This window comes from Pseudomonas fluorescens group sp. PF-1, from assembly GCF_054481335.1.
Genome location: NZ_JBTMNG010000001.1, coordinates 2,335,323 through 2,354,924, shown reverse-complemented (window position 1 = coordinate 2,354,924; position 19,602 = coordinate 2,335,323). Strand labels below are relative to the sequence as shown.

Here is a 19,602-nt window from a genome sequence, read left to right as displayed (position 1 = left end):
TGCAGCCGCCCCCGCCTCCACATCCGCCACTACCTCCGCACCCACCTTGCCCGCCGGAACCACCAGCGAAGTTAGGGCTCGAGTCGGAATCAAACTCATCGCCAGCAAAAAGTAGCTCTCCAAAATTTTCGCTATTCATAATTGATTACTCGTTATTAAAGGTTGCTAAAGGAAATGCCACCAAAACAAAGTGACGCACCTATGTTTAGTAATTTTAAGAAATGAACGCAAGAGACTATTTTTTTGGAGTGTAGGAAACTTCACTCAACCCCATGAGACGCCCCCTACATAGAATGAGAAACTCACCTCGATTACTTCTTGTTTAAGCAAAACCGCTATTTAAACTAGTTCCTCCAAGCCTTCAAAACCCTTATCAAAAATTGAATGACCAACTAAACACAATGAAAGACCTTCACATCATTCTTCTGTAGGACGGAGTAAGAAACTTCCTTCATTTTCTAAAAAACCATTTTTTGGCGACCATTTTCAGTTCAAAAAAAGTCGACGAACGGTAGTCTGTTGGTCGAGCGCGTTGGTCGAACGCTGAGCGTGTGACATTGTCCTTGACCTGGACGACAGTAGATTCTGCATTGGTAGCGGCGCCGCCGAGACTTGCACACCCGCCCGAAATAGAAGATGGCAGCGCCCAGCACCGCTTTCTGCAGCCGCAATGGCGAATCATGCAATCTGGCAAGCACAGCCAACTATTTGGCAAACAGGCAAAAGGGCGAAAGGAATCCGGACCTTAGTATCTAAAAAGACCGCAAACCTGCGCTCAAGAACAAGAACGGATGTCACGCCATGCTCAAGTCCCCCTTGCTTCGACTCTCTACCCTCGCGCTGATGATCAGCGCAGGTCAGGCCGGAGCCTATGAACTCTACGCCGATAGCGACAGTCACCTGAACGCCACCCTGGAAGCGGTTTTCGGCCTTTTCCACAGCCAGGAAAACTACGCCCTGTCGGGCCGTCTCGATGAAGGTTCGTCGTCGTGGCGCGAGGGTTACATCAAGTACGGCCTGAGCTTCGACAAGGGCCTGGCCGGTGCCGGCACTGCTTACGGCGCGGCGAATCTGCTCAGTTCCGGCACCTGGGGCGACGGCGATGCCGCCGGCTTCAGCGACGGTACGGAACGCACCACCAAGTTTGAGGACGCCTACCTCGGCTGGCGCTCGGGCAATCTGTTTCCGGTGCTGGGCGCGGACGGTATCGATCTGTCCTTCGGTCGCCAGAACATCGTGGTCGGCGATGGCTTCCTGATCGATGGCGACGCGCTGAACATGGGCAAAGGCCTGGCCGACGGCGAGTTCAATCGCGGCGGCGCCTATTGGCTGGCCGCGCGCAAGGCGTTCGACGAAACCGCCGTGTTGCGTATCGGTGGCAAGGAAGGCTGGCGTGGCGACCTGATGTGGCTCAAATCCGACAACCGCGCCCAGGCCAAGACCGAAATGTACGTCGGCACCCTGGAACACGTGGCCGACGCCGGCACCGTCGGCCTGACCTATATCGACACCACCAACGTCGACAAACAGTACGCCTCCCCGGCGCAACTGGAGCGCGACGGCATGAAAACCTACAGCCTGCGCGCGACGGGCAATGCCGGGGTCAAGGACCTGTTCCTCTCCGGCGAATATGCCAAGCAGGACAAACCCCACGCCGCCAACGAAGACGCCTGGTACCTGGAAGCCGGCTGGACGTTTTCCGACGCGCCTTGGAAGCCCTATGCCAGCTACCGCTACAGCCGTTTCTCGGAAGGCTACGACACCCTGTTCTACGGTTTCAGCCGCGGCTTTGGCACCTGGTTCCAGGGTGAAGTGGCGGGCAACTACGCCGGCCCGTTCAACAGCAACTCGCGCATCCAGCAACTCAAGTTCACCGTCTCGCCGCTGGAGAACCTGAACGTCGGCGCGATGTACTTCAATTACGACACCATCGACCGCGACCTGGGCAACACCGATGGCCACGAAGTGGACCTGTACGCCGAGTGGCACCTCAACGATCACCTCACGGTGATGCCACTGATCGGCCTGTTCCAGCCGGACAAAAGTGCCGATCAGGGCGATACGCAACTGGGCAACAACGACAGGAATCTCTATAGCCAGGTGATTTTCGCCACGACGTTCTAACGCGAACCTTGTAGGAGCGAGCCTGCTCGCGATGGAGGCCCGAGCACCACGGGCATTCAGACAGCCCGAGTCATCGTTGACGTCCATCGCGAGCAGGCTCGCTCCTACAGGGGATCGATTTCGCCACCAGGAAAAAGGCATTTCCCATGCAGAAAATATTCCTCACGATCCAGAGCAAAATCACCCTGCTCGCCGGCCTCTGCCTGCTGTTGGTGGTGGGTTTGCTGATGGGGCTGTCGCTGTACCAGACTCACCAGAGCAGCCAGCAAGTGGCCGAGGCCAGCGGCAAAATGCTCGCCGACGCGGCCAGGGAACACATGCAGGCCTTGGGCAAAGTGCAGGCCATGCAGGTGCAACGCACCTTCATGCAGACCCACGAATTTGGCCAGGGGTTGTCGCGGTATTTGCTGTATCTGAGGCAACTCCAGCGTCAAGGGACCCTCACCCGCCCACAACTTCGCCAGGCGCTGAACACCCAGCTTCACCAGGCCCTGATCGACAAGCCCGACCTGCTCGGGCTTTACGTCATTTTCGAGCCGGACGCCCTGGACGGTGCCGACGCCGGTTTCGCCAATCAGGCAGAGCTGGGCAGCAACGAAACCGGACGCTTCTCGCTCTACTGGGTGCAAAGCAAACCCGGCGAACTGCAAGCGGTGATCGGCGACGAGGGCCTGCTCGCCAACACCGAGCCAGGCCCCAGCGGCGCACCGTACAACGCCTTCTACACCTGTGCCCGCGACACCCGTCAGGCGTGCGTTCTGGAGCCCTACTTCGACGAAGCCTCCGGCAGCCGCAAACTGGTGACCAGCGTCGCCTTCCCGCTGCTGGAAAACGGCAACGTCATCGCCGTCGTCGGCCTCGACATCAACCTCGCCGCGTTGCAGAAAAACAGTCAAGCCAGTGCGCTGCAATTGTTCGACGGCCACGGCCAGATCAGCATCGTCAGCCCTCGCGGCGTGATCTCCGCCAACAGCCAGGACGTCAGTCGCCTGGGTCAACCGATGGACAATGCCGAGGTCATGGACGCGTTGCGCCAGGGCCAGCCGAAGGTGTTTGTCGACACGCAGCAGATCAAGGTCCTGGAGCCGCTGTCACCGATTGCCGGTGCTGCGCCGTGGGGGGTGCTGGTGGGTGTGCCGCAGGAGGTGTTACTGGCACCGGTGACAGCCCTGCAACAGCAACTCGATGCCCAGGGCGTGAAAAGTACCGCACTGGAACTGCTGCTGGGCGGCGGCTCGGCCCTGCTCGGCCTGCTGTTGATCGGGTACACCGCGCAACGCATCACCCGCCCCCTGCAAATGTTGACGCGGGTCATGGAGGACATCTCCCTCGGCGAAGGCGACCTGACCCGTCGCCTGGCCGTGCAATCCCGGGATGAGATCGGCCAGTTGGCCACCGCGTTCAATCGCTTTGTCGAACGCATTCATCACTCGATTCGCGAGGTGTCGTCGGCGGCCCTGGGGGTCAACGAGGGGGCGCGACGGGTGCTGGACGCGTCCAATTCGTCGCTGAGCAATTTCGACGATCAGTCCACCCGCACCAACAGCGTGGCCGCCGCGATCAATCAGCTGGGCGCCGCCGCGCAGGAAATCGCCCATAACGCCTCCGATGCCTCGCAACAGGCTTCCGCCGCGCGGCAACAGGCCGAGGACGGTCGCCAGGTGGTGGAGCGCACCATTGAAGTGATGAACGAACTGTCCGGCAAGATCAGTGCCTCGTGCGCCAACATTGAGGTGCTCAACGACAAGACGGTGAACATCGGGCAGATCCTGGAAGTGATCAAGGGCATCTCGCAGCAGACCAATCTGTTGGCGCTCAACGCGGCGATCGAAGCGGCGCGAGCCGGTGAAGCGGGCCGTGGATTCGCGGTGGTCGCCGACGAAGTGCGCAGCCTGGCCGGACGCACCCAGGCCTCGGCGCTGGAGATCCAGCAGATGATCGAAGAGCTGCAAGTAGGCGCACGGGACTCGGTGATCACCATGACCGAAAGCCAGCAGCACAGCGAAGAAAGCGTCAACATCGCCAACCTCGCCGGCACACGCCTGGGCAGCGTCACACTACGCATCGGCGAGATCGACAACGTCAACCAATCCGTCGCCGCCGCTACCGAGGAACAGACCGCCGTGGTCGAAGCCTTGAACGTCGACATCACGCAGATCAACACCCTGAACCAGCAAGGGGTGGAGAATCTTCAGTCGACATTGCGGGCCTGCACCGAGCTTGAACAACAGGCTGCGCGGCTGAATCAGTTGGTGGGCAGCTTCCGCATTTGACATCGGTGGTGCCTGACAGACCGTCATCGTCGGAACGCCGCCCGTTGCCGGCTCGCTCCCACAATGGATTTTGGCGCGACACAGATTTTGTGTTCACCGGAGAACCCTGTGGGAGCTGGCTTGCCAGCGATGAGGACTTCACATGCAACATCACCGGCGGCTGACAATCCGCCATCGCGAGCAGGCTCGCTCCCACATTTGATCTCCAGCGAACACAGGACCTGTGCACGACGACGATTAACTTGTGTGCGAGCCTGCTCGCGATTGAACGATAACGCGGTCTCAGCAATGCGCCCCGGCATGCTCCACGCGATGAAACAGGCGGTTGAAATACACCAGACTGTCCCGTGGTTCGCGCACGCCCACCTTCGTCAGCTCGACGAACATCACCGAGTGCGAGCCCACTTCCTTGCACTCGCTGATCCGCCCTTCCAGCTGCACCAGGGCATCGCGCAGCACCGGCACTTCGGCGGCGCCGTCGTCCCACAGGTCCCAGGCGAAACGCTCGGCCATCGGCACTTTGGTCATGCCGGCGAAGTGGCGGGCCAGCTCTTCCTGTTCGCCGCACAGCACGTTGATGCACAAGTGGCCGTTGGCGCGGAACACATCGTGGGTGGCGCTGTTGCGGTTGACGCACACCAGCACGGTGGGCGGCGAATCCGTCACCGAGCACACGGCGCTGGCGGTGATACCGCAGCGGCCGCCAGGACCGTTGGTGGTGATGATGTTCACCGCCGCAGGCAGCTGCGCCATGGCGTTGCGAAAGTCGATTTGCTGCTGGCTCAGGTCGGCCATGTCGATGCCCCTCCTCTCGGGAGGACCGCCATCCGGCGGCCCGTAGGTGATGGAACAAGACTAAGGCCCGGCACGCGACACAACCATTCTGACGATCCCCATGCGGAGGTGGGCTTTCCGCTAGTCGACTAGGTGGTTTCTTTATCGTCATGACCGGTGACAGTGGGTATTCTGCGTATTGGCTCTGACTCGATGAGCCAAAAAGCGCCGCGCGTGCTCGCGTGCGAAAACAATAATTAGACACTCACGTGGCAGCCCCTGATGGAAACCCGCAAACCGATTGTTTACATCGTTGACGACGACAAAGACCTGCGCACGTCGCTGGCCTGGTTGCTGGAGTCGGTCTGCGTGAAGGCGCAGTGCTTTGCCGGCGCCGAAGAATTCCTCAACCAATACGACCCCAAGCAACCGGCCTGCCTGGTGCTGGACGTGCGCATGCCGGAAACCAGCGGTTTTCAGCTACAGGAAATCCTCAACCAGCGCGGCAGCACCTTGCCGACCATCTTCGTTTCGGCCCATGGCGACATTCCGATGTCGGTCAATGCCATGAAGAATGGCGCGCTGGACTTCGTCGAGAAGCCCTACAACCCGCAGCAGATGATCGACCGTATCCAGGCAGCGCTGAAGACCGCCGTGCACGCCCAGGCCGATCAGGAGCAGCGCCGCAACCTGCAAGGCAAGCTTTCGCTGCTGACCAGCCGCGAACGTGAAGTGTTGATGCTGGTGATCGACGGCAAGGCCAGCAAGGTGATCGCCCGGGAGCTGAACATCAGCGTGAAAACCGTCGATGTGCACCGCACCAAGATCAAGGAAAAGATGGGCGTGACCAGCATCGCCATGCTGGTGCGCGAGGTGCTGCATTTGCCAGTGGATGAGCCGGTGCGGCACTGAGGCGGCCCGCCCATGCAACAGCGATGGCAAATGCCACCCTGTGCTCAGTTCTGGCTATAGCGCTTGCGATAAGCACCCGGCGACACACCGAAGCGCGATTTGAAGGCTGACGAGAAGTAGCTCGAATCCGAGAAACCCCAGGCGTAACACAGTGCCGACAGCTTTTGCTCGACATCACTGCGCCGCAGGTTTTGCGCACAGAAATCCAGGCGCCGGTGCTTGATGTACTGCGCCACCACCAGCCCGCGCTTGGAAAACATGCGGTACAGGCCGCGCACCGACACGCCCACCTCGCGGGCAATCAGTTCCGGACAGAGTTCTTCGTCGCTGATGTGCTGGTCGATAAAGGCGATGATCTTGCGAAACTGCCGTTCATGGGCGTCGCTACCGCCGTCGTGAGCGCTGATGCCCGGCAACAGCAGGCTGGCCAGGGCGTCGAGCACGGCTTCGCTTTGCTGCATGTCCAGCCCTTCCTGCTGGCGAGTTTCCAGTACCAGTTTGTTGGCCATTGCGGCCAGGGGACTGTTGGCGGCGATGCGTGTAGCGCAATTGACCGCCGTGAAATGCGAGCCGCGCTCAACCACCTGGCGCGGCAGGATCAGCGACAGCTGTCGGGAGTCCTCGTGGTAGGTCATGTCGCTCGGGCGGCAGGCGTCGATCAGGGCGATGTCGCCACAGCCCAGTTGCGCGCGGTTGTCGCCCTGCTCCAGCTGCGAGTTGCCGCGCATCTGGAACACTGCGTAGTAATGCCCGTCGCTGCTGACACTCACATCCTTGCTGGTGCGATACAGGTGCACGTGCGCCATATCGACAACGCTGAGCTTGATCGCACCGCTGTGAAACTCCGCCAGCTCGCCATAAAAACCGGTGTCCAGCGCGCGGGCATCGAAGCGCCCACAGGCCTGGTTCACCTGGCTCAACCAACTTTCGAACGCCTCATTGCGCACCGCCGATGCTGTAATCATGTCCGCAAAGCCTCACTTTTTTGTTGTTATTTCCGGCCGCTTCGTCGAGCGGCTCGGTAAACGTGTTTCGTCTTCCTGCCATCGCCTCCCTCAATGGTAGCCAGGCGCCATTCAACCGGCTCCGGTGTCAGCTTTCCAGTGAAGAAAGCGTTTAGATGTCCAGTACCAGACGAGCGGAAAGTGCCCGGGAAACGCAGGCACAGATCTGTTTGTTCGAAGCCTTTTCCTTGTTCGACAGGCAGTTGTCACGGTGCTCCGGCACGCCGTCGAGCACGTCGACGATGCAGGTGCCACAGATGCCTTCACGGCACTCGGTGTCGATGTCGCAACCATGGGCCTGCAATACGTCGACCAGGCTGGAGTTGGCTGGTACTTGCAGTACTACGCCGGAGCTGGCCAGTTCGACTTCGAAGCTGCCGGCCGGGGCACTGTTGGCTGCCGGGTCCGCCGCGAAGTGTTCCAGGTGTATGGCGTCGTCCGAACGGCTGCGCGCCGCCACTTCCACCACTTTATTCATAAACGGTGCCGGGCCACAGGTGTAGACGTGGGCGGCATTGCCGGCGCGGTCCAGGCACTCGCTCAATGCGCCGTCCAGATCCCCCGGCTCGACGCCATAGTGGAATTCCACGTGGTCGGCAAAATTCGTCGCCAGCAGTTCGGTAAACGCGGCGTACCGGGCCGAGCGGGCGAAGTAATGCAGTCGGTATGGCTGGCCGCTTTCCGCCAATCGATAGGCCATGCTCAGCAGCGGCGTCACGCCGATACCGGCGGCGAACAGCACGTGTTCGGTGGCGTTCGGGTCGAGACGGAACAGGTTGCGCGGCGCCCCCATTTCCAGCTCCATGCCCTCTTCCACCTGCTCGTGCAGCGCCAGCGAACCCCCGCGCGATTGCGGCTCTTTCTTCACCGCTACCAGGTAGGCACGGCAGTCCTGCGGCGGACTGCACAGGGAATACTGGCGGGTTACCCCGGTCGGCCCGGTCAGGTCGACGTGGGCACCCGGCTCATAGGTGTCGAGCGGCTGGCCGTCACTGCGCACGAGGCGAAAGGAACGGATATCCAGCGCTTCGTCGACGATCCTTTCGATCTTCACCTTCATCATTGGGTCACCTGAATATTTAATTTCTTGTTAAACACAGCCCCCGGCAGGAGCTGGCTTGCCAGCGATGGCGGCCTTGAGTCATGCATCGCCCGTCAGGGCGTCTTCGCTGGCAAGCCAGCTCCTACAGGGTCATTGGCACCATGAGATCAGCGCATGAACAAGCCACCGTTGATGTCCCAGCACGCGCCGGTTACGGACGTTGCGTGGTCGGCGATCAATAGCAGCACGCTGTCGGCGATGTACGCAGGGTCGCCGAGGGTGCCGGCCGGGATCATTTTCAGGATCTGTTCCAGGCGCTCCGGGGCCACGGTTTCGCGCACTACCGGCAGGTCCAGGGGACCGGGCGAAATGCTGTTGACCGTCACGCCTTGTGGCGCCAGTTCGCGGGCAAAGACCTTGGTCAACGTCGCCACGCCACCCTTGGCCGCCGCATAGTGCGCGCCGGTGGCGGTTCCGCCGTTTTGCCCGGCCAGACTGGCGATGTTGACGATGCGGCCAAAGCCGCGCTCGGCGAAATGCGCGCCGAACACCTGGCAGGCCACAAAAGTGCCCCGCAGGTTGATCGCCATCGACTCGTCGAACTCATCCGGGGTGATGTCCATCAGCGCCGCGACTTTCGATACGCCAGCGTTGTTCACCAGAATATCGGTGCCGCCCCAACGCTCGGCGAGCAGGTCACGGGCCCGCTGAAAATCCGCCTTGCTGCGCACGTCCAGTTCGATGGCCACGGCCGTGGCGCCGCTGGCGTCCAGTTCGGCGGCCAGTTGCTGCACGCCGTCGAGGCGTACATCGGCCAGCGCAACGCGATACCCCGCCCCATGCAGGCGGCGGGCGATGCACTCGCCCAGTCCGCGCGAGGCACCTGTGACAAGGGCTACTCGACTCATGCTGTTGCCCTCACAAAAGGAAGCCGAGCGCGCTCAGGCTGTCGGTTGAGTTGATCAGCCGCACCACTTTGCGCTCCAGGGTCGGCACGCCATCGGTGAAACGGATACGGTGGTTCAGGTCGGCCACGAACGGTGTGTGCACACCGCGCTTGTAGGCGTACAGCACCTGCGCCGAGTTGACTTCGACGAGGTCGCCGGCCGCTTCCACCAGACGGAAACGCGAGACCGTGCGGATGGTTTTGGCCGCGTCCACCGCCGACGGCGAGTAGCCGGCGGTCAGGCGTTCGATGCGCAAGTCACGCATGCGCGCGTCGTCGTAGGCGTAGTTGAGGGTCGCTTCGAAGTCCTCGGTGTCCGGGTCGATCGGCACGATGTACTGGCCGCTGTCGCTCCACAAGGTCGCCCACTCGGCGTAGTGCTTGTGGTCGAGCAGTTCGGCCTCGCGCCAGATGAATTCGATGGCCTGGGCCAGCGGTCCGGAAAAACCATTCAGGGTGTCGTGATTGCTCATTGGCTCATCATCCTTTTCCACATGTCGTAGGCACCGCGCATCCCGCCTTCGTCGGTGGCGTGGCTGACCTTGTCGCCGTTTTCAGCGGTGATTTCGCGATTGAGGCCGCGGTTGACCAGGATCGGCGCGTCGACGCCGGCATACGAGCCGCGCTGCACGCGGTCCCAGGCCTCGGCATCGTCGGGGCTGCCAAAACCGAACGGGCCCTGGAAGTGTTCGTGGATACGCATGCGTTCACGGTTGGCGATTTCCGGGCCGCCGTCCATGCCCAGGGCGACGTGGCGGATTTCGGTTTCCGTCACCGTCACCGGGCGCAGCACGCGGAAAAACGACATCGACATCGCCACGTTGGGGAACAGGTTCAGGTTGAACCCGGCGCCATGCAGCGAACGCACGATGCGGCGAACCTGCTCGGGCGGCAGGGTCTTCGACAGCTCTTCGGTGACGTGGGCGAAACGTTCTTGCAGTTGTTCGGTGCCGTCGTCGTGATCGAGGTCGACGTGCTCAGGCACCATCACCATCACACTGTGACCGTTGCCCAGGGCGTGAGTGACAGCTTGCTCGTCGGTCATGAACGAGAGCATTTCCGAGGTTTCTTCATCCACCGAGGACATGAACGACTTGTGCACGATCGGGAAGTGATAGCCGTCGGTGGTGTTTTCCAGCTGAATCTTCCAGTTGCCCTTGAAGCTGAACTTGTGTTCGCCCTGGGTCTTGATCGGGTAGCCGGCACCCTGCTTCATGAACAGGTCCATCCAGTGTTTGGCGCCGCCGAGGAAGTCTTCCAGCGGTTCGATCTGCTCGTTGTAGCTGGCGAAGATCATGCCGGCATAGCTTTCGACGCGCAGGCTGGTCAGCGGCAGATCAGATTTCTCCAGGATGCCTTCGTAACCATCCGGATACGGCAGCGCACGCAGCTTGCCGTCCAGACCGTAGGACCAACTGTGGTACGGGCAGGTGAACCCGGTGGCGTTGCCCTTGTGCTTTTCGCACACGGTAGCGCCACGATGCCGGCAACGGTTTTCCAGCACGTTAATGGTGTTTTTCTTGTCGCGCACGACAATCACCGGGCGACGGCCGATGGTGGCGGTCTTGAAGTCACCGGCGTTGCGCACCTCGCTTTCGTGGGCGACCCACACCCAGGTGCGATAGAAAATTTTTTCCAGCTCGGCTTCGAACAGCGCCGGGTCGTTGTACAGCGAGACATCGACGCGGTCGTGCCGGACCAGATCTTCGGGGCTTTTCGTCGATGCGATCAGCCGGTATTCATGAGTGCTCATGCGGTTCTCCTCATGGCTTCTTTTTATGATTGATTTGTTGAGGCTTGCAGTTGCGCACCAAAGGCGCAGACCAGCTCGTCCTGACCTTTGCGGCCAACGATTTGCAGGCCGACTTTCAGCCCGCCGCCATCGAGTTCCACGGGCACCGTCAGCGCCGGGTGGCCGCTGAGGTTGAAGGGCCGTACCAGCGGGGTCATGCCGGCCACGGCCTTGCTGCCGGCGCGCGCTTCGCCGAGGGTCGGCGGCAAGGTCGGCAGCGTCGGCAACAGCAACACGGCGTAGTCTTCCAGCGCCGCATCCACCTGCCGGGTAAACCGGCTGCGCACCGCTTCGGCCCGGGCCAGTTCTTCGCGAGTGGTGCGGCTGGCGGCCAGCAAACGGCTTTCCACATCGGCACCGATCAGGCCCTTGCCGGTGAGATGACCGAACGCGGCCCAGTTTTCAAAATTGATCACGGTCAGGCCGGCCGTGAACGCTGCTTCGAATTCGCTCAATTGCAGGTGGCTGCGACGCCAGCCGGCGCGGTCGGCGGCGGCACCGAGGCTGGCTTGAAGATGGGCGTCGCAAGCCACGTCGAGGAAGCCGACTTTAATGCCGTCACCGGGCAAGCCTTGTACGTTGAAGCCTGGGCAGATCACCTGCATCGCCGCGATCAGGTCGTCCATGCTTCTGGCAAACGGACCGACACAATCGAGACTGGATTCCAGTGGATGCGCTCCGATGCGGCTGACACGCCCATAAGTCGGCTTGAGTCCGGCCACCCCGCAGCACGCCGCCGGCACCCGCACCGACCCACCGGTGTCGGTGCCAATGGCGATGTCCGCCAGGCCCGCCGCGACCGCCGAAGCCGAGCCGCTGGAGGAACCGCCCGGCACCCGGTCAGGGGCTTGCGGGTTGATCGGCGTGCCGGTCCAGTCGTTGATACCGGTGACGCCAAAGGCCAGTTCGTGCAGGTTGGTTTTGCCGACAATCTGCCAGCCCGCGTCGATGATCGCGTCCACTACCTCGGCGTTTTTGGTTGCGGCGGGTGCGTCGGCAAAGGCACGGCTGCCCGAGCGGGTCGGGTGGCCGGCGATGTCGATAGAGTCCTTGATGGCCACGCGTTTGCCGCTGCCGCCGAGGAGGAATTCGCTGATGAACGTACTCATGCACTCAGCTCCTTGTTAAACAGCCGTTGCGTACGGAAATGCGCGATCAGCCAACAACCGTCAACGCAGCGGAAATCGATGTTCAGCCGCGTGCCGAACAACTCGCAGCGGCCATCGGCGTAGGTGGAGATCTGCTGCATGATCCACTGCCCGTGCGCCGTGATGCCGTCGACCACGATCGACTCGCTGGTGAGGTAATGCAGGTTGAGCCGGAAGTGCTCCGACGGTGGCAGGTAACCGCCGACAAACGCGGCCACGGCTTCACGACCCTGGTGCTGGCCAAAGGTCTGTGCGGTGACACTGCCAACCCCTTCCCAGATCGCATCGACCGTGAACAACCGGGCCAGCTCGCTGACCTGAGTCACCGCCCTCGGCACATCGCACAGGTCCATGTAGCACGCCATCAAGCGACGCACCGCGCTTTCCCCTTCGAGCGTCGCCAGACGTTGCAGCAAGGCCTCGTCCATGGCTTACACCCTGGCCGCGTCGGGAATGGTCAGCGGACGACCAATGCGCGCTTCGACCCTGGCGTAACGCCACAGGCTGTACTCGCCGACCGGTGTGGTGCGGAACAGGTTGCAGGCGTCGATCACCGACTGGTGGCAGTCGACATCGGCCATGATGTACACGGTCCAGGGCGAGGTGGTGGACGGGCCGACCATCAAGCGATCGTCATCCATGGCGCCGAGCACGGTGATGCCGGGCATGGCGCCGAGGGAGCCCATCATCTGGCTGAAGCCTTTCCACACGCTCAGGCCTTCGCCGGTGGGCAGGTCGAAAAAGTTTTGGGTGATGCCGATGCAGAAGACGACGCGCAAGGGTTCTTGAGTGGTCTGGGTCATGGGTTTTGATCCTTGAAATGGAGGCTCTGAAAAAAGGGTCAGATGTAGCCCGGAAACGGCGGCACGCCGAGGAAAACCGAACCGGCGCCGTCATACAGCCCTTCGCTGAGGAAGGCGTGCTGGGTCACCACCATCGAGTCGCGCAGGTAGCGTTGCAGCGGATGGCGCAGGTAGATGGCGGTGGTGCCGGCCAGGCTGTAGGCGCTTTGCACCACGTCGGCCCCGGCCTGGGAAACATGGATCGCCGACAGGCGCAGCAGGCTGGTCTGCTCGGGCGTGACCGGGTTGCCGCCCAGGATCGAGTGCCAAACCTGTTCGGTGGCACCGTAGAAGAAACCACGCGCGGCGCTGAGTTTGGCTTCGGCCTTGGCGATCTCGATGCGTACATAAGCGCGGTCGGCCAGTTTTGGCGCGCCGGTGATGCCACCGCCACCGGCCATGCGGCTGACTTCGTCGAGGGCGGCACGGGCCAGGCCCAGGTTGACCACCGCCAACACTTGCGCGGCATAGGCAATCGATGGGTAGCGGAACAATGGTTCGTCGATGGTCGCGGCGCCGCCACGGATGAAGGTCCAGCGCTCATCAATGCGTTTGTCGGCCACGCGCAGGTCATGGCTGCCGGTGCCTTTGAGGCCGACCACGTCCCAGTTTTCGACGATTTCGACCTGATCCGGACGGAATACGGCGGTGCGCGGCTTGCCGCCTGCGGCGCCGATACCCACACCGAGCAAGTCGGCGCCCTTGCAGCCGCTGGCGAATTTCCAGGTGCCGTTGACCTGCCAACCGCCCTCTACCGCCTCGGCGGGCTGCAGCGGGAACAGGCCGCCGGCGAACACCAGGTCCGGGCTGTCGGCATAGATTTCAGCCAGGGTTTCTGGTGGTAATGCAGCCAGATAGACCCCGGCGCTGCCGAAGCTGGCGACCCAGCCGGCGGAGCCGTCGGCTTCGGAGATGCGTTCGATCATTTGCAGAAACTTTGCCGGCGCCAGGGCGTCGCCGCCGTAGCATTTCGGCGTGGCGGCGCGGTAGATGCCCACCTGCTTGAAGCGTTCGATCATGTCCCGTGGCACGTGGGAGAGGCTGTCGAACTCGTTGCGGCGTTGGCGTACTTCTTCCAGCACCTGCGCAAAGGCAGGGCTCTCGACGACATTCTGGTCAACGCCTGGCAGAGCGTCTTGTTGCGCGACCGCTGAACGCAGCATGGGCTTTCTCCGTTTGTGCTTATTGTTGGCAGGGCGACAGCTTCTCTGTAGGAGCGAGCCTGCTCGCGATGAACCTGAGAGCACCACGGGGTGTCAGGTTGCAAGCGTTATCGTTGACGACCATCGTCGGAACGCTGCCCGGAGCAGGCTCGCTCCTACAGGGGATCGACGTGGATACCCTTGCATTGCGGTCCAGTGTAAAAACCCCACCCCGGCGCAACTATTGGTGCGTGCAGCCCACCGACTAAAGAAAACCCCTAGGCCGACACCGGTTACCTCTGAGCGCATCCATGGGCGCGAGCCGGTATAAAAAGCCATACTTCTGACTTCGCCGATCAGAACCCTCCGCCGCCAAGGGCTGTGTGATGTATTTGCCAAAACCGAACGACTTTTATGCGCTGATCGAAGCCATGCCGCTGTGCATCATTCTTCACGATGCGCACACCAAGGAGATTCTCTGGGCCAATGCCGCCGCCCTGGCGGCGCTGGGTTTTACCCTGGAGGAACTGACCCCGCTGAAGGCGCCGGACATGACCCGCGATGCACCGAAGTACCGGCGCTCGGTGGGTTTGCGCTGGCTCGAAGGCGCCGCGCGCACCGGGCAGCGCGCCATCGAGTGGTGCTATCGCTCCAAGCAAGGGCTGGAAATTCTGTCCGAGGCGGTGGCGACCCTGGTGCACCTTGAAGGTCGCGATGTGCTGATGGTGCAGTTCCGCGACATCTCCAGGGAGGACAAGGTCAAGCGCGATCTCAAGCGCTTCGAAAGCCGACTCAAGGCCTTCATGCAAGACCTGGCCGAAGGCGTGGCGGTGCTCGGGCCCGAGGGGGACATCCGCTTTCTCAGCGACTCCGCCGCACACTTGCTCAACAGCGACGTGCACCGCCTGCTCGGCGAGAATTTCCTGGCCTGGTGCGACGAACCTTCGCGTCAGCGACTGCTGCAACAACTGGCCAACGTCACGCCGGACCACGCGCCCTTCAGCGTGCACTACCAAGTGCAACGGCGTGACGGCGAATGGCGCTGGCACGATGCGACCTGCCGTTTTATCGAAATCGAAGACGATCTGGTCGGTCACCTGCTGCTGTTCCGCGATGTCACCGAACAGGTGCAGGCCGAAGAAGCACGGCGGGTCAGCGAGCAAAAACTCGAGTACCTGGCGCGCTACAACGCCATGGGTGAAATGGCCGTGGCCATCGCCCATGAGCTGAGCCAACCCCTGGCCGCCACCCGTAATTTCATCGAAGGCGCGGTGATTCGCCTGGGCAAAGACGCCGACGCCGATGAAGGCGTCGCCTGGGGCTTGCACAATGCAGTGCGGCAAATCGAGCACGCGTCGGTGATCATCAAGAGCGTGCGCGATTACGTGGTCAAGCTGGAGCAGAGCGAAGAGCTGATCGACCTCAACGAACTGCTGCGCGAAACCCATTACTTCATCAGCCTGCGCGCCGACCCGAGCCTGGTACGCGTGGAAGTCGTGACCTCGCCCGAGCCGCTGCAGGTGAGTTGCGAGAAGGTGCTGATCGGCCAGGTGATCCTCAACCTGGCTTTCAATGCGATTGAAGAGATGGCCGATCTGCCGGTAGAGCGGCGTTTGCTACGCATCCATGCCAGCGCCAAGAAGGGCGTAGCGCGGGTGCGCATCGAAGACTGCGGACGCGGTATCCAGGCCCAGGCGCAGGAGAAGCTGTTCGACGGTTTCTTTTCGTCCAAGGTCAGCGGCAACGGCATCGGCCTGGCGCTGTGCAAGAACATCATCGGCCGGCATCGGGGCGATATCTGGGCGCAGAACCAGGCGCCTTGTGGCGCGGTGTTTACCTTCTCCCTTCCCCTCGCCTGACGCACAAACCTTTCGCCACAGGGGATCGCATACCCCGGCTTTGTGGCGTGTCAGTGACACTGGCACAGATACACAAACACTTGGCAGGCAGGGCAATTCCCGGGGTTGCCGGGCGAGGCACTATTCAATCGTCAGAATCTGCCCACTCACCCGCGATCCGCGTTACCAACAATTCAGGAAGTTCCCCTTATGCGAACAAACAGGATCTCCGTACAGTCAGCGCTAGGCCTGAGCCTGCTTGTACTCGGTTTGAACAGTGCCCGTGCGGACCTGCCCGCCGACACGATCGGCCAGACCGTGTTGCCGTTCCCCGCTGAAGCACACCGGGCGTTCGTCGTCGATGTCGAGTTCGACAGCTTCGTCGCCGGCCGTGTCACCGTGGTCGACCCGGACCAGAAGCGCGTGCTGGGCATGGTACCGACCGGTTTCGCCGCGCCTTCGACCCTGAGCCATGACGGCAAGCTGATCTACAGCGCCGACATTTGGTACTCCCGTGGCACCCGGGGCACCCGCACCGATGTGCTGACCGCGTGGGACAGCTCGACCCTGTCGCCCGCCTGGGAGGTGCTGATTCCGAACAAGCGGGCCGAGTCGCTGACCCAGCGCTACGGCCTGAAGACCAGCGGCGATGACCGTTTTGTCTACGTCTACAACTTCACCCCATCGACCTCGGTGACCGTGGTCGACACCCAGACCAAGGCCGTCGCCACGGAAATCGCGATTCCGGGTTGCGTGCTCAACTACCCGGTTGGCAAACGCCGTTTCGCCTCGCTATGTGGCGACGGCAGCCTGCAGGTGGTGACCCTCAACGACCAGGGCCAGGAAACCGCGCGCAACCGCACGCCGTTCTTCGACCCCAACGCGGAAAAACTGGTGGAGCGTGCGGTCAACGTCGGCGACACCTACTACTTCACCACCACGACCGGCACCGTGCGCGCAGTGGATTTCTCCGGCGATACACCCAAGATCCTGCCGAGCTGGTCGCTGGTCACCGAGGCCGAGAAGAAGGCCGGTTGGGCGCCGGGCGGCTGGCAGTTGATGGCGGTCGCGCCGAAGCTGAACCGTTTGTACGTGCTGATGCATGACGCGCACGAACCGATGAAGTGGGAAGACCCGAGCACCTTCATCTGGGCCTACGACCTCAAGACCCAGAAGAAGATCGCGACCCTGGAAGCACCGGCACCGGTGTGGAGCATGCAGGCCACCGGCGATGACAAGCCGCTGCTGCTGGGCACCGACGTTGAAGGCGGCTTGCAGATTTTCGATCTCAAGACCAACCAGCACACCGGCAGCATGGCAAAAGTCGCAAAAACCGCGACTCAGGTCATGAGCTACTAAGAGGTTCGGCCATGCACTCAGATCCGATCTTCATCATTGCCAGCGCCATCGCCATCGCGGTGTTGCTGGCCAGTGCCGCGACCCACAAGGTACGAGCACCCGCGCGCTTCGCCAGGCAGTTGGCCGACTACCAACTGCTGCCCGCCTCGCTGGTGCGCCCGGTCGCCCGGTTGGTCCCGCTGCTGGAACTGGCCATCGCCTTCGCGCTGCTGGTACCGGTCAGCCGTGGCTGGGCCGCGTTGAGCGCGGCCAGTCTGTTGGCGCTGTATGCCGCTGCCATTGGCATCAACCTGTGGCGCGGACGTCGCGACATCGACTGTGGCTGTGCCGGCCCGGACCAGGCGCAGCCGCTGCGTCCGGTCCTGCTGCTGCGCAACAGCGTGCTGGTGGTGTTGGCGCTGCTGGCCAGCGTCACGCCGATTGCCCGCGACATGACGCTGTTCGATGGCTTTGTAACGGTTGCCGCGGCAGCGGTCGCGTTGCTCATCTACGCCGCAGCCGATGGCTTGCTGGCGAACTCCCCTCTTCTGCTCAAATTGATTGGTAGGTGATCCAATGGAAGGCTTGATTGTTTCCAACGTTCTGCTCTGGGTTCTGCTGGTGGCCGTGGCGTTCGTCGTCATGGGCCTGGTCCGTCAGATTGGCGTGCTGCACGGCCGCCTGGCCCCGGCTGGCGCACTGATGGTCGACAAAGGCGTGGCCGTCAACGAAGCCGCGCCGCAAGTGACCGCCACCGACCGTAAGGGTCGCCCGGTGAACTTCGGATACGCCGGTGAAAAATCGCAACTGCTGTTCTTCCTCTCGCCGACCTGCCCGATCTGCAAGTCACTGCTGCCGGCGATCAAATCCATTGCCAGGGAACAGGCTGATCGCCTCGACGTGGTGTTCATCAGCGACGGCGACATGGACGCCCAGCAAGCACTGATCCGCGAACACAAACTCGAAGACGCCACCTACGTGGTCGGCCCGGAAGTCGGCATGACTTATCAGATCGGCAAGCTGCCGTACGCCGCGCTGATCGACAAGGCCGGCACCCTGCGCGCCAAGGGCCTGGTCAATTCCCGCGAGCACCTGGACAGCCTGTTCGAAGTCGAACACTTGAAGCACGCCACGCTGCAGCAGTACCTCAATGCCCAACCGCATTCCCACGATCACGACCACAGCCACGGCCATAGCCACTGATAAGGCAGGGAGACGTTTATGAAACTGCTGGATCTGTTGTTCGAGCGCTCGACGCGCCGTGTCGCCGACACCACCTCGCGCCGCAAATTGCTGTCACGCATGGGCTCGCTGATGGTGGCCGGTGCCGCCCTGCCCCTGCTGCTGCCACTGGATCGCACCAGCAAGGCGCTGGCCGCCACCGACCCGAAGGCTGGTGACCCCGGTGATCCGAACAGCTGCGACTACTGGCGCTACTGCTCCATCGACGGCTTTCTGTGCAGCTGCTGCGGGGGTTCGGTGACCTCCTGCCCACCGGGCACCGAAGCCTCGCAAGTGACCTGGATCGGCACCTGCCGCAACCCGGCCGACGGCAAGGACTACATCATTTCGTACAACGATTGCTGCGGTAAGCAAAGTTGCGCCCAGTGCGCCTGTACCCGTAACGACAGTGAAGAACCGGCCTACCGCCCGTTCAACAACAACGATGTGAACTGGTGCCTGGCCGCCAAATCGCACATCTACCACTGCACCGTTTCGATCATCCGCGGCGTGGCGGTCTGACACGCGCGTTACCGCCGGTTGCCCGGGCAATCGGCGGTTTTTTTCACGATCGTGTTCCAGGCCACAAAAACAAGAGAGGCCCCTCAATGCGCAAGTTGCTACTCCTCGGTCTCGCCTGCACCCTGAGCGTCCCGCTCGCTCATGCCCGCGCCATTCCCAACCCGGCGCAACGTCACGCACCGGGCAATGAAGAACAGCAAAAGCCCATCGCCGAGGCCGGTTACAGCGTTGGCGTCAATTACCAGTTGCAATGCGCCGGTTGCCACTTGGGCAACGGCATGGGATCGGCGGCCAACGACACGCCCCGGATGACGGGGTTTGTCGGCAACTTTCTGAAAGTCCCCGGTGGCCGCGAGTTTCTGGTGCGCGTGCCGGGCATGTCGCAATCTGCGCTGAACAATGCGCAACTGGCGGACTTGCTCAACTGGTTGATGCGCAAGGACGGCCTGGCCGGCAAAAGCACACCGGAGGATTACCAGCCCTACAGCGCCGAAGAAGTGGCGGCACTGCGCGCCAAAACCATGCTCAACCTCCCCGGCACCCGTGCTGAATTGATCAAGCAAATGCGTGCGCAAGGCATCGCCATTGAAGACGGCATGAACGATTGACGGCGGATGTGAAGTCACCTCAGCTGCCAAATCGGGGGCCTCGCCCCCTTTAGCCTCCGCCCGGCATTCGACCCGC

The 19,602-nt window shown here is 62.1% G+C and carries 19 protein-coding genes and 1 pseudogene; 10 read left to right on the top strand and 10 right to left on the bottom strand.

Annotated elements, in window-relative coordinates; all coding sequences use genetic code 11:
• Positions 1 to 801 precede the first annotated feature (801 nt).
• The 3 genes and pseudogenes from ACX3YD_RS11245 (at position 802) to ACX3YD_RS11235 (ending at position 4,397) form a co-directional block, all read left to right on the top strand.
• A complete protein-coding gene (locus ACX3YD_RS11245; RefSeq protein WP_458959956.1) occupies positions 802 to 2,124 on the top strand; it encodes an alginate export family protein in 1,323 nt (440 codons plus the stop codon).
• A 146-nt stretch (positions 2,125 to 2,270) separates the two neighbouring features.
• Positions 2,271 to 3,539: pseudogene (locus ACX3YD_RS11240) on the top strand (methyl-accepting chemotaxis protein); the annotation flags it as partial.
• 27 nt (positions 3,540 to 3,566) lie between these two features.
• On the top strand, positions 3,567 to 4,397 hold the full coding sequence (locus ACX3YD_RS11235) for a methyl-accepting chemotaxis protein (RefSeq protein WP_404943283.1): 831 nt from the start codon (positions 3,567 to 3,569) through the stop codon (positions 4,395 to 4,397).
• Between the two features lie 282 nt (positions 4,398 to 4,679).
• Here ACX3YD_RS11235 and hpaC read toward each other — a convergent pair whose 3' ends face one another.
• Positions 4,680 to 5,192 (bottom strand): 4-hydroxyphenylacetate 3-monooxygenase, reductase component, encoded by a 513-nt coding sequence (hpaC, locus tag ACX3YD_RS11230; protein WP_458959955.1) that lies wholly within the window; start codon positions 5,190 to 5,192, stop codon positions 4,680 to 4,682.
• Between the two features lie 261 nt (positions 5,193 to 5,453).
• Here hpaC and ACX3YD_RS11225 point away from each other — a divergent pair, with 261 nt between their 5' ends.
• Positions 5,454 to 6,083, top strand: coding sequence for a response regulator transcription factor (locus tag ACX3YD_RS11225; RefSeq protein WP_103404999.1), 630 nt, complete (start codon positions 5,454 to 5,456; stop codon positions 6,081 to 6,083).
• 44 nt (positions 6,084 to 6,127) lie between these two features.
• Here ACX3YD_RS11225 and feaR read toward each other — a convergent pair whose 3' ends face one another.
• The 9 genes from feaR to ACX3YD_RS11180 form a co-directional block, all read right to left on the bottom strand.
• A complete protein-coding gene (feaR, locus tag ACX3YD_RS11220; RefSeq protein ID WP_103405000.1) occupies positions 6,128 to 7,048 on the bottom strand; it encodes a transcriptional regulator FeaR in 921 nt (306 codons plus the stop codon).
• Positions 7,049 to 7,199: 151 nt separating this feature from the next.
• On the bottom strand, positions 7,200 to 8,150 hold the full coding sequence (locus ACX3YD_RS11215) for a PDR/VanB family oxidoreductase (RefSeq protein ID WP_458959954.1): 951 nt from the start codon (positions 8,148 to 8,150) through the stop codon (positions 7,200 to 7,202).
• Between the two features lie 146 nt (positions 8,151 to 8,296).
• Positions 8,297 to 9,037, bottom strand: coding sequence for an SDR family NAD(P)-dependent oxidoreductase (locus ACX3YD_RS11210; protein WP_458959953.1), 741 nt, complete (start codon positions 9,035 to 9,037; stop codon positions 8,297 to 8,299).
• Between the two features lie 10 nt (positions 9,038 to 9,047).
• Entirely contained in the window at positions 9,048 to 9,548 is a 501-nt protein-coding gene (locus ACX3YD_RS11205) for an aromatic-ring-hydroxylating dioxygenase subunit beta (protein ID WP_103405002.1), read from the bottom strand.
• Positions 9,545 to 10,828: an aromatic ring-hydroxylating oxygenase subunit alpha gene (locus tag ACX3YD_RS11200; RefSeq protein ID WP_458959952.1), complete on the bottom strand. Its 1,284-nt coding sequence runs from the start codon at positions 10,826 to 10,828 to the stop codon at positions 9,545 to 9,547. Before ACX3YD_RS11200 ends, ACX3YD_RS11205 begins: the two co-directional genes overlap by 4 nt.
• Before the next feature lie 23 nt (positions 10,829 to 10,851).
• Positions 10,852 to 11,976: an amidase gene (locus ACX3YD_RS11195; RefSeq protein ID WP_458959951.1), complete on the bottom strand. Its 1,125-nt coding sequence runs from the start codon at positions 11,974 to 11,976 to the stop codon at positions 10,852 to 10,854.
• On the bottom strand, positions 11,973 to 12,443 hold the full coding sequence (locus ACX3YD_RS11190) for a nuclear transport factor 2 family protein (RefSeq protein ID WP_458959950.1): 471 nt from the start codon (positions 12,441 to 12,443) through the stop codon (positions 11,973 to 11,975). Before ACX3YD_RS11190 ends, ACX3YD_RS11195 begins: the two co-directional genes overlap by 4 nt.
• A 3-nt stretch (positions 12,444 to 12,446) precedes the next feature.
• Complete coding sequence (locus ACX3YD_RS11185; protein WP_103405006.1) at positions 12,447 to 12,818, bottom strand: hypothetical protein; 372 nt, start codon at positions 12,816 to 12,818, stop codon at positions 12,447 to 12,449.
• A gap of 38 nt (positions 12,819 to 12,856) precedes the next feature.
• Positions 12,857 to 14,020 carry an acyl-CoA dehydrogenase family protein gene (locus ACX3YD_RS11180; protein ID WP_103405007.1) on the bottom strand — a complete coding sequence of 388 codons (1,164 nt, stop codon included), beginning with the start codon at positions 14,018 to 14,020 and terminating at the stop codon, positions 12,857 to 12,859.
• 365 nt (positions 14,021 to 14,385) lie between these two features.
• Between ACX3YD_RS11180 and ACX3YD_RS11175 the strand changes: the two genes are divergently transcribed.
• The 6 genes from ACX3YD_RS11175 (at position 14,386) to ACX3YD_RS11150 (ending at position 19,526) form a co-directional block, all read left to right on the top strand.
• Positions 14,386 to 15,858 (top strand): sensor histidine kinase, encoded by a 1,473-nt coding sequence (locus tag ACX3YD_RS11175; RefSeq protein ID WP_458959949.1) that lies wholly within the window; start codon positions 14,386 to 14,388, stop codon positions 15,856 to 15,858.
• Positions 15,859 to 16,047: 189 nt separating this feature from the next.
• Entirely contained in the window at positions 16,048 to 17,196 is a 1,149-nt protein-coding gene (locus tag ACX3YD_RS11170) for an amine dehydrogenase large subunit (protein WP_103405009.1), read from the top strand.
• 11 nt (positions 17,197 to 17,207) lie between these two features.
• Entirely contained in the window at positions 17,208 to 17,747 is a 540-nt protein-coding gene (locus ACX3YD_RS11165) for a MauE/DoxX family redox-associated membrane protein (protein ID WP_103405010.1), read from the top strand.
• A 4-nt stretch (positions 17,748 to 17,751) separates the two neighbouring features.
• Positions 17,752 to 18,378 carry a methylamine dehydrogenase accessory protein MauD gene (gene mauD / locus ACX3YD_RS11160; protein ID WP_103405011.1) on the top strand — a complete coding sequence of 209 codons (627 nt, stop codon included), beginning with the start codon at positions 17,752 to 17,754 and terminating at the stop codon, positions 18,376 to 18,378.
• An 18-nt stretch (positions 18,379 to 18,396) separates the two neighbouring features.
• Positions 18,397 to 18,918 (top strand): methylamine dehydrogenase light chain, encoded by a 522-nt coding sequence (locus ACX3YD_RS11155; RefSeq protein WP_027620621.1) that lies wholly within the window; start codon positions 18,397 to 18,399, stop codon positions 18,916 to 18,918.
• Between the two features lie 86 nt (positions 18,919 to 19,004).
• Positions 19,005 to 19,526 (top strand): cytochrome C, encoded by a 522-nt coding sequence (locus ACX3YD_RS11150; RefSeq protein WP_458959948.1) that lies wholly within the window; start codon positions 19,005 to 19,007, stop codon positions 19,524 to 19,526.
• Positions 19,527 to 19,602: the final 76 nt, after the last annotated feature.

Coding starts and splice junctions, on each gene's coding strand:
- ACX3YD_RS11210 (WP_458959953.1), bottom strand. CDS start 9,037: ATGAGTCGAGTAGCCCTTGTCACAGGTGCCTCGCGCGGACTGGGCGAG.
- ACX3YD_RS11205 (WP_103405002.1), bottom strand. CDS start 9,548: ATGAGCAATCACGACACCCTGAATGGTTTTTCCGGACCGCTGGCCCAG.
- ACX3YD_RS11175 (WP_458959949.1), top strand. CDS start 14,386: ATGTATTTGCCAAAACCGAACGACTTTTATGCGCTGATCGAAGCCATG.
- ACX3YD_RS11165 (WP_103405010.1), top strand. CDS start 17,208: ATGCACTCAGATCCGATCTTCATCATTGCCAGCGCCATCGCCATCGCG.
- feaR (WP_103405000.1), bottom strand. CDS start 7,048: ATGATTACAGCATCGGCGGTGCGCAATGAGGCGTTCGAAAGTTGGTTG.
- ACX3YD_RS11180 (WP_103405007.1), bottom strand. CDS start 14,020: ATGCTGCGTTCAGCGGTCGCGCAACAAGACGCTCTGCCAGGCGTTGAC.
- ACX3YD_RS11225 (WP_103404999.1), top strand. CDS start 5,454: ATGGAAACCCGCAAACCGATTGTTTACATCGTTGACGACGACAAAGAC.
- hpaC (WP_458959955.1), bottom strand. CDS start 5,192: ATGGCCGACCTGAGCCAGCAGCAAATCGACTTTCGCAACGCCATGGCG.
- ACX3YD_RS11170 (WP_103405009.1), top strand. CDS start 16,048: ATGCGAACAAACAGGATCTCCGTACAGTCAGCGCTAGGCCTGAGCCTG.
- ACX3YD_RS11245 (WP_458959956.1), top strand. CDS start 802: ATGCTCAAGTCCCCCTTGCTTCGACTCTCTACCCTCGCGCTGATGATC.
- ACX3YD_RS11185 (WP_103405006.1), bottom strand. CDS start 12,818: ATGACCCAGACCACTCAAGAACCCTTGCGCGTCGTCTTCTGCATCGGC.
- ACX3YD_RS11155 (WP_027620621.1), top strand. CDS start 18,397: ATGAAACTGCTGGATCTGTTGTTCGAGCGCTCGACGCGCCGTGTCGCC.
- ACX3YD_RS11195 (WP_458959951.1), bottom strand. CDS start 11,976: ATGAGTACGTTCATCAGCGAATTCCTCCTCGGCGGCAGCGGCAAACGC.
- ACX3YD_RS11200 (WP_458959952.1), bottom strand. CDS start 10,828: ATGAGCACTCATGAATACCGGCTGATCGCATCGACGAAAAGCCCCGAA.
- ACX3YD_RS11190 (WP_458959950.1), bottom strand. CDS start 12,443: ATGGACGAGGCCTTGCTGCAACGTCTGGCGACGCTCGAAGGGGAAAGC.
- ACX3YD_RS11215 (WP_458959954.1), bottom strand. CDS start 8,150: ATGATGAAGGTGAAGATCGAAAGGATCGTCGACGAAGCGCTGGATATC.
- ACX3YD_RS11150 (WP_458959948.1), top strand. CDS start 19,005: ATGCGCAAGTTGCTACTCCTCGGTCTCGCCTGCACCCTGAGCGTCCCG.
- mauD (WP_103405011.1), top strand. CDS start 17,752: ATGGAAGGCTTGATTGTTTCCAACGTTCTGCTCTGGGTTCTGCTGGTG.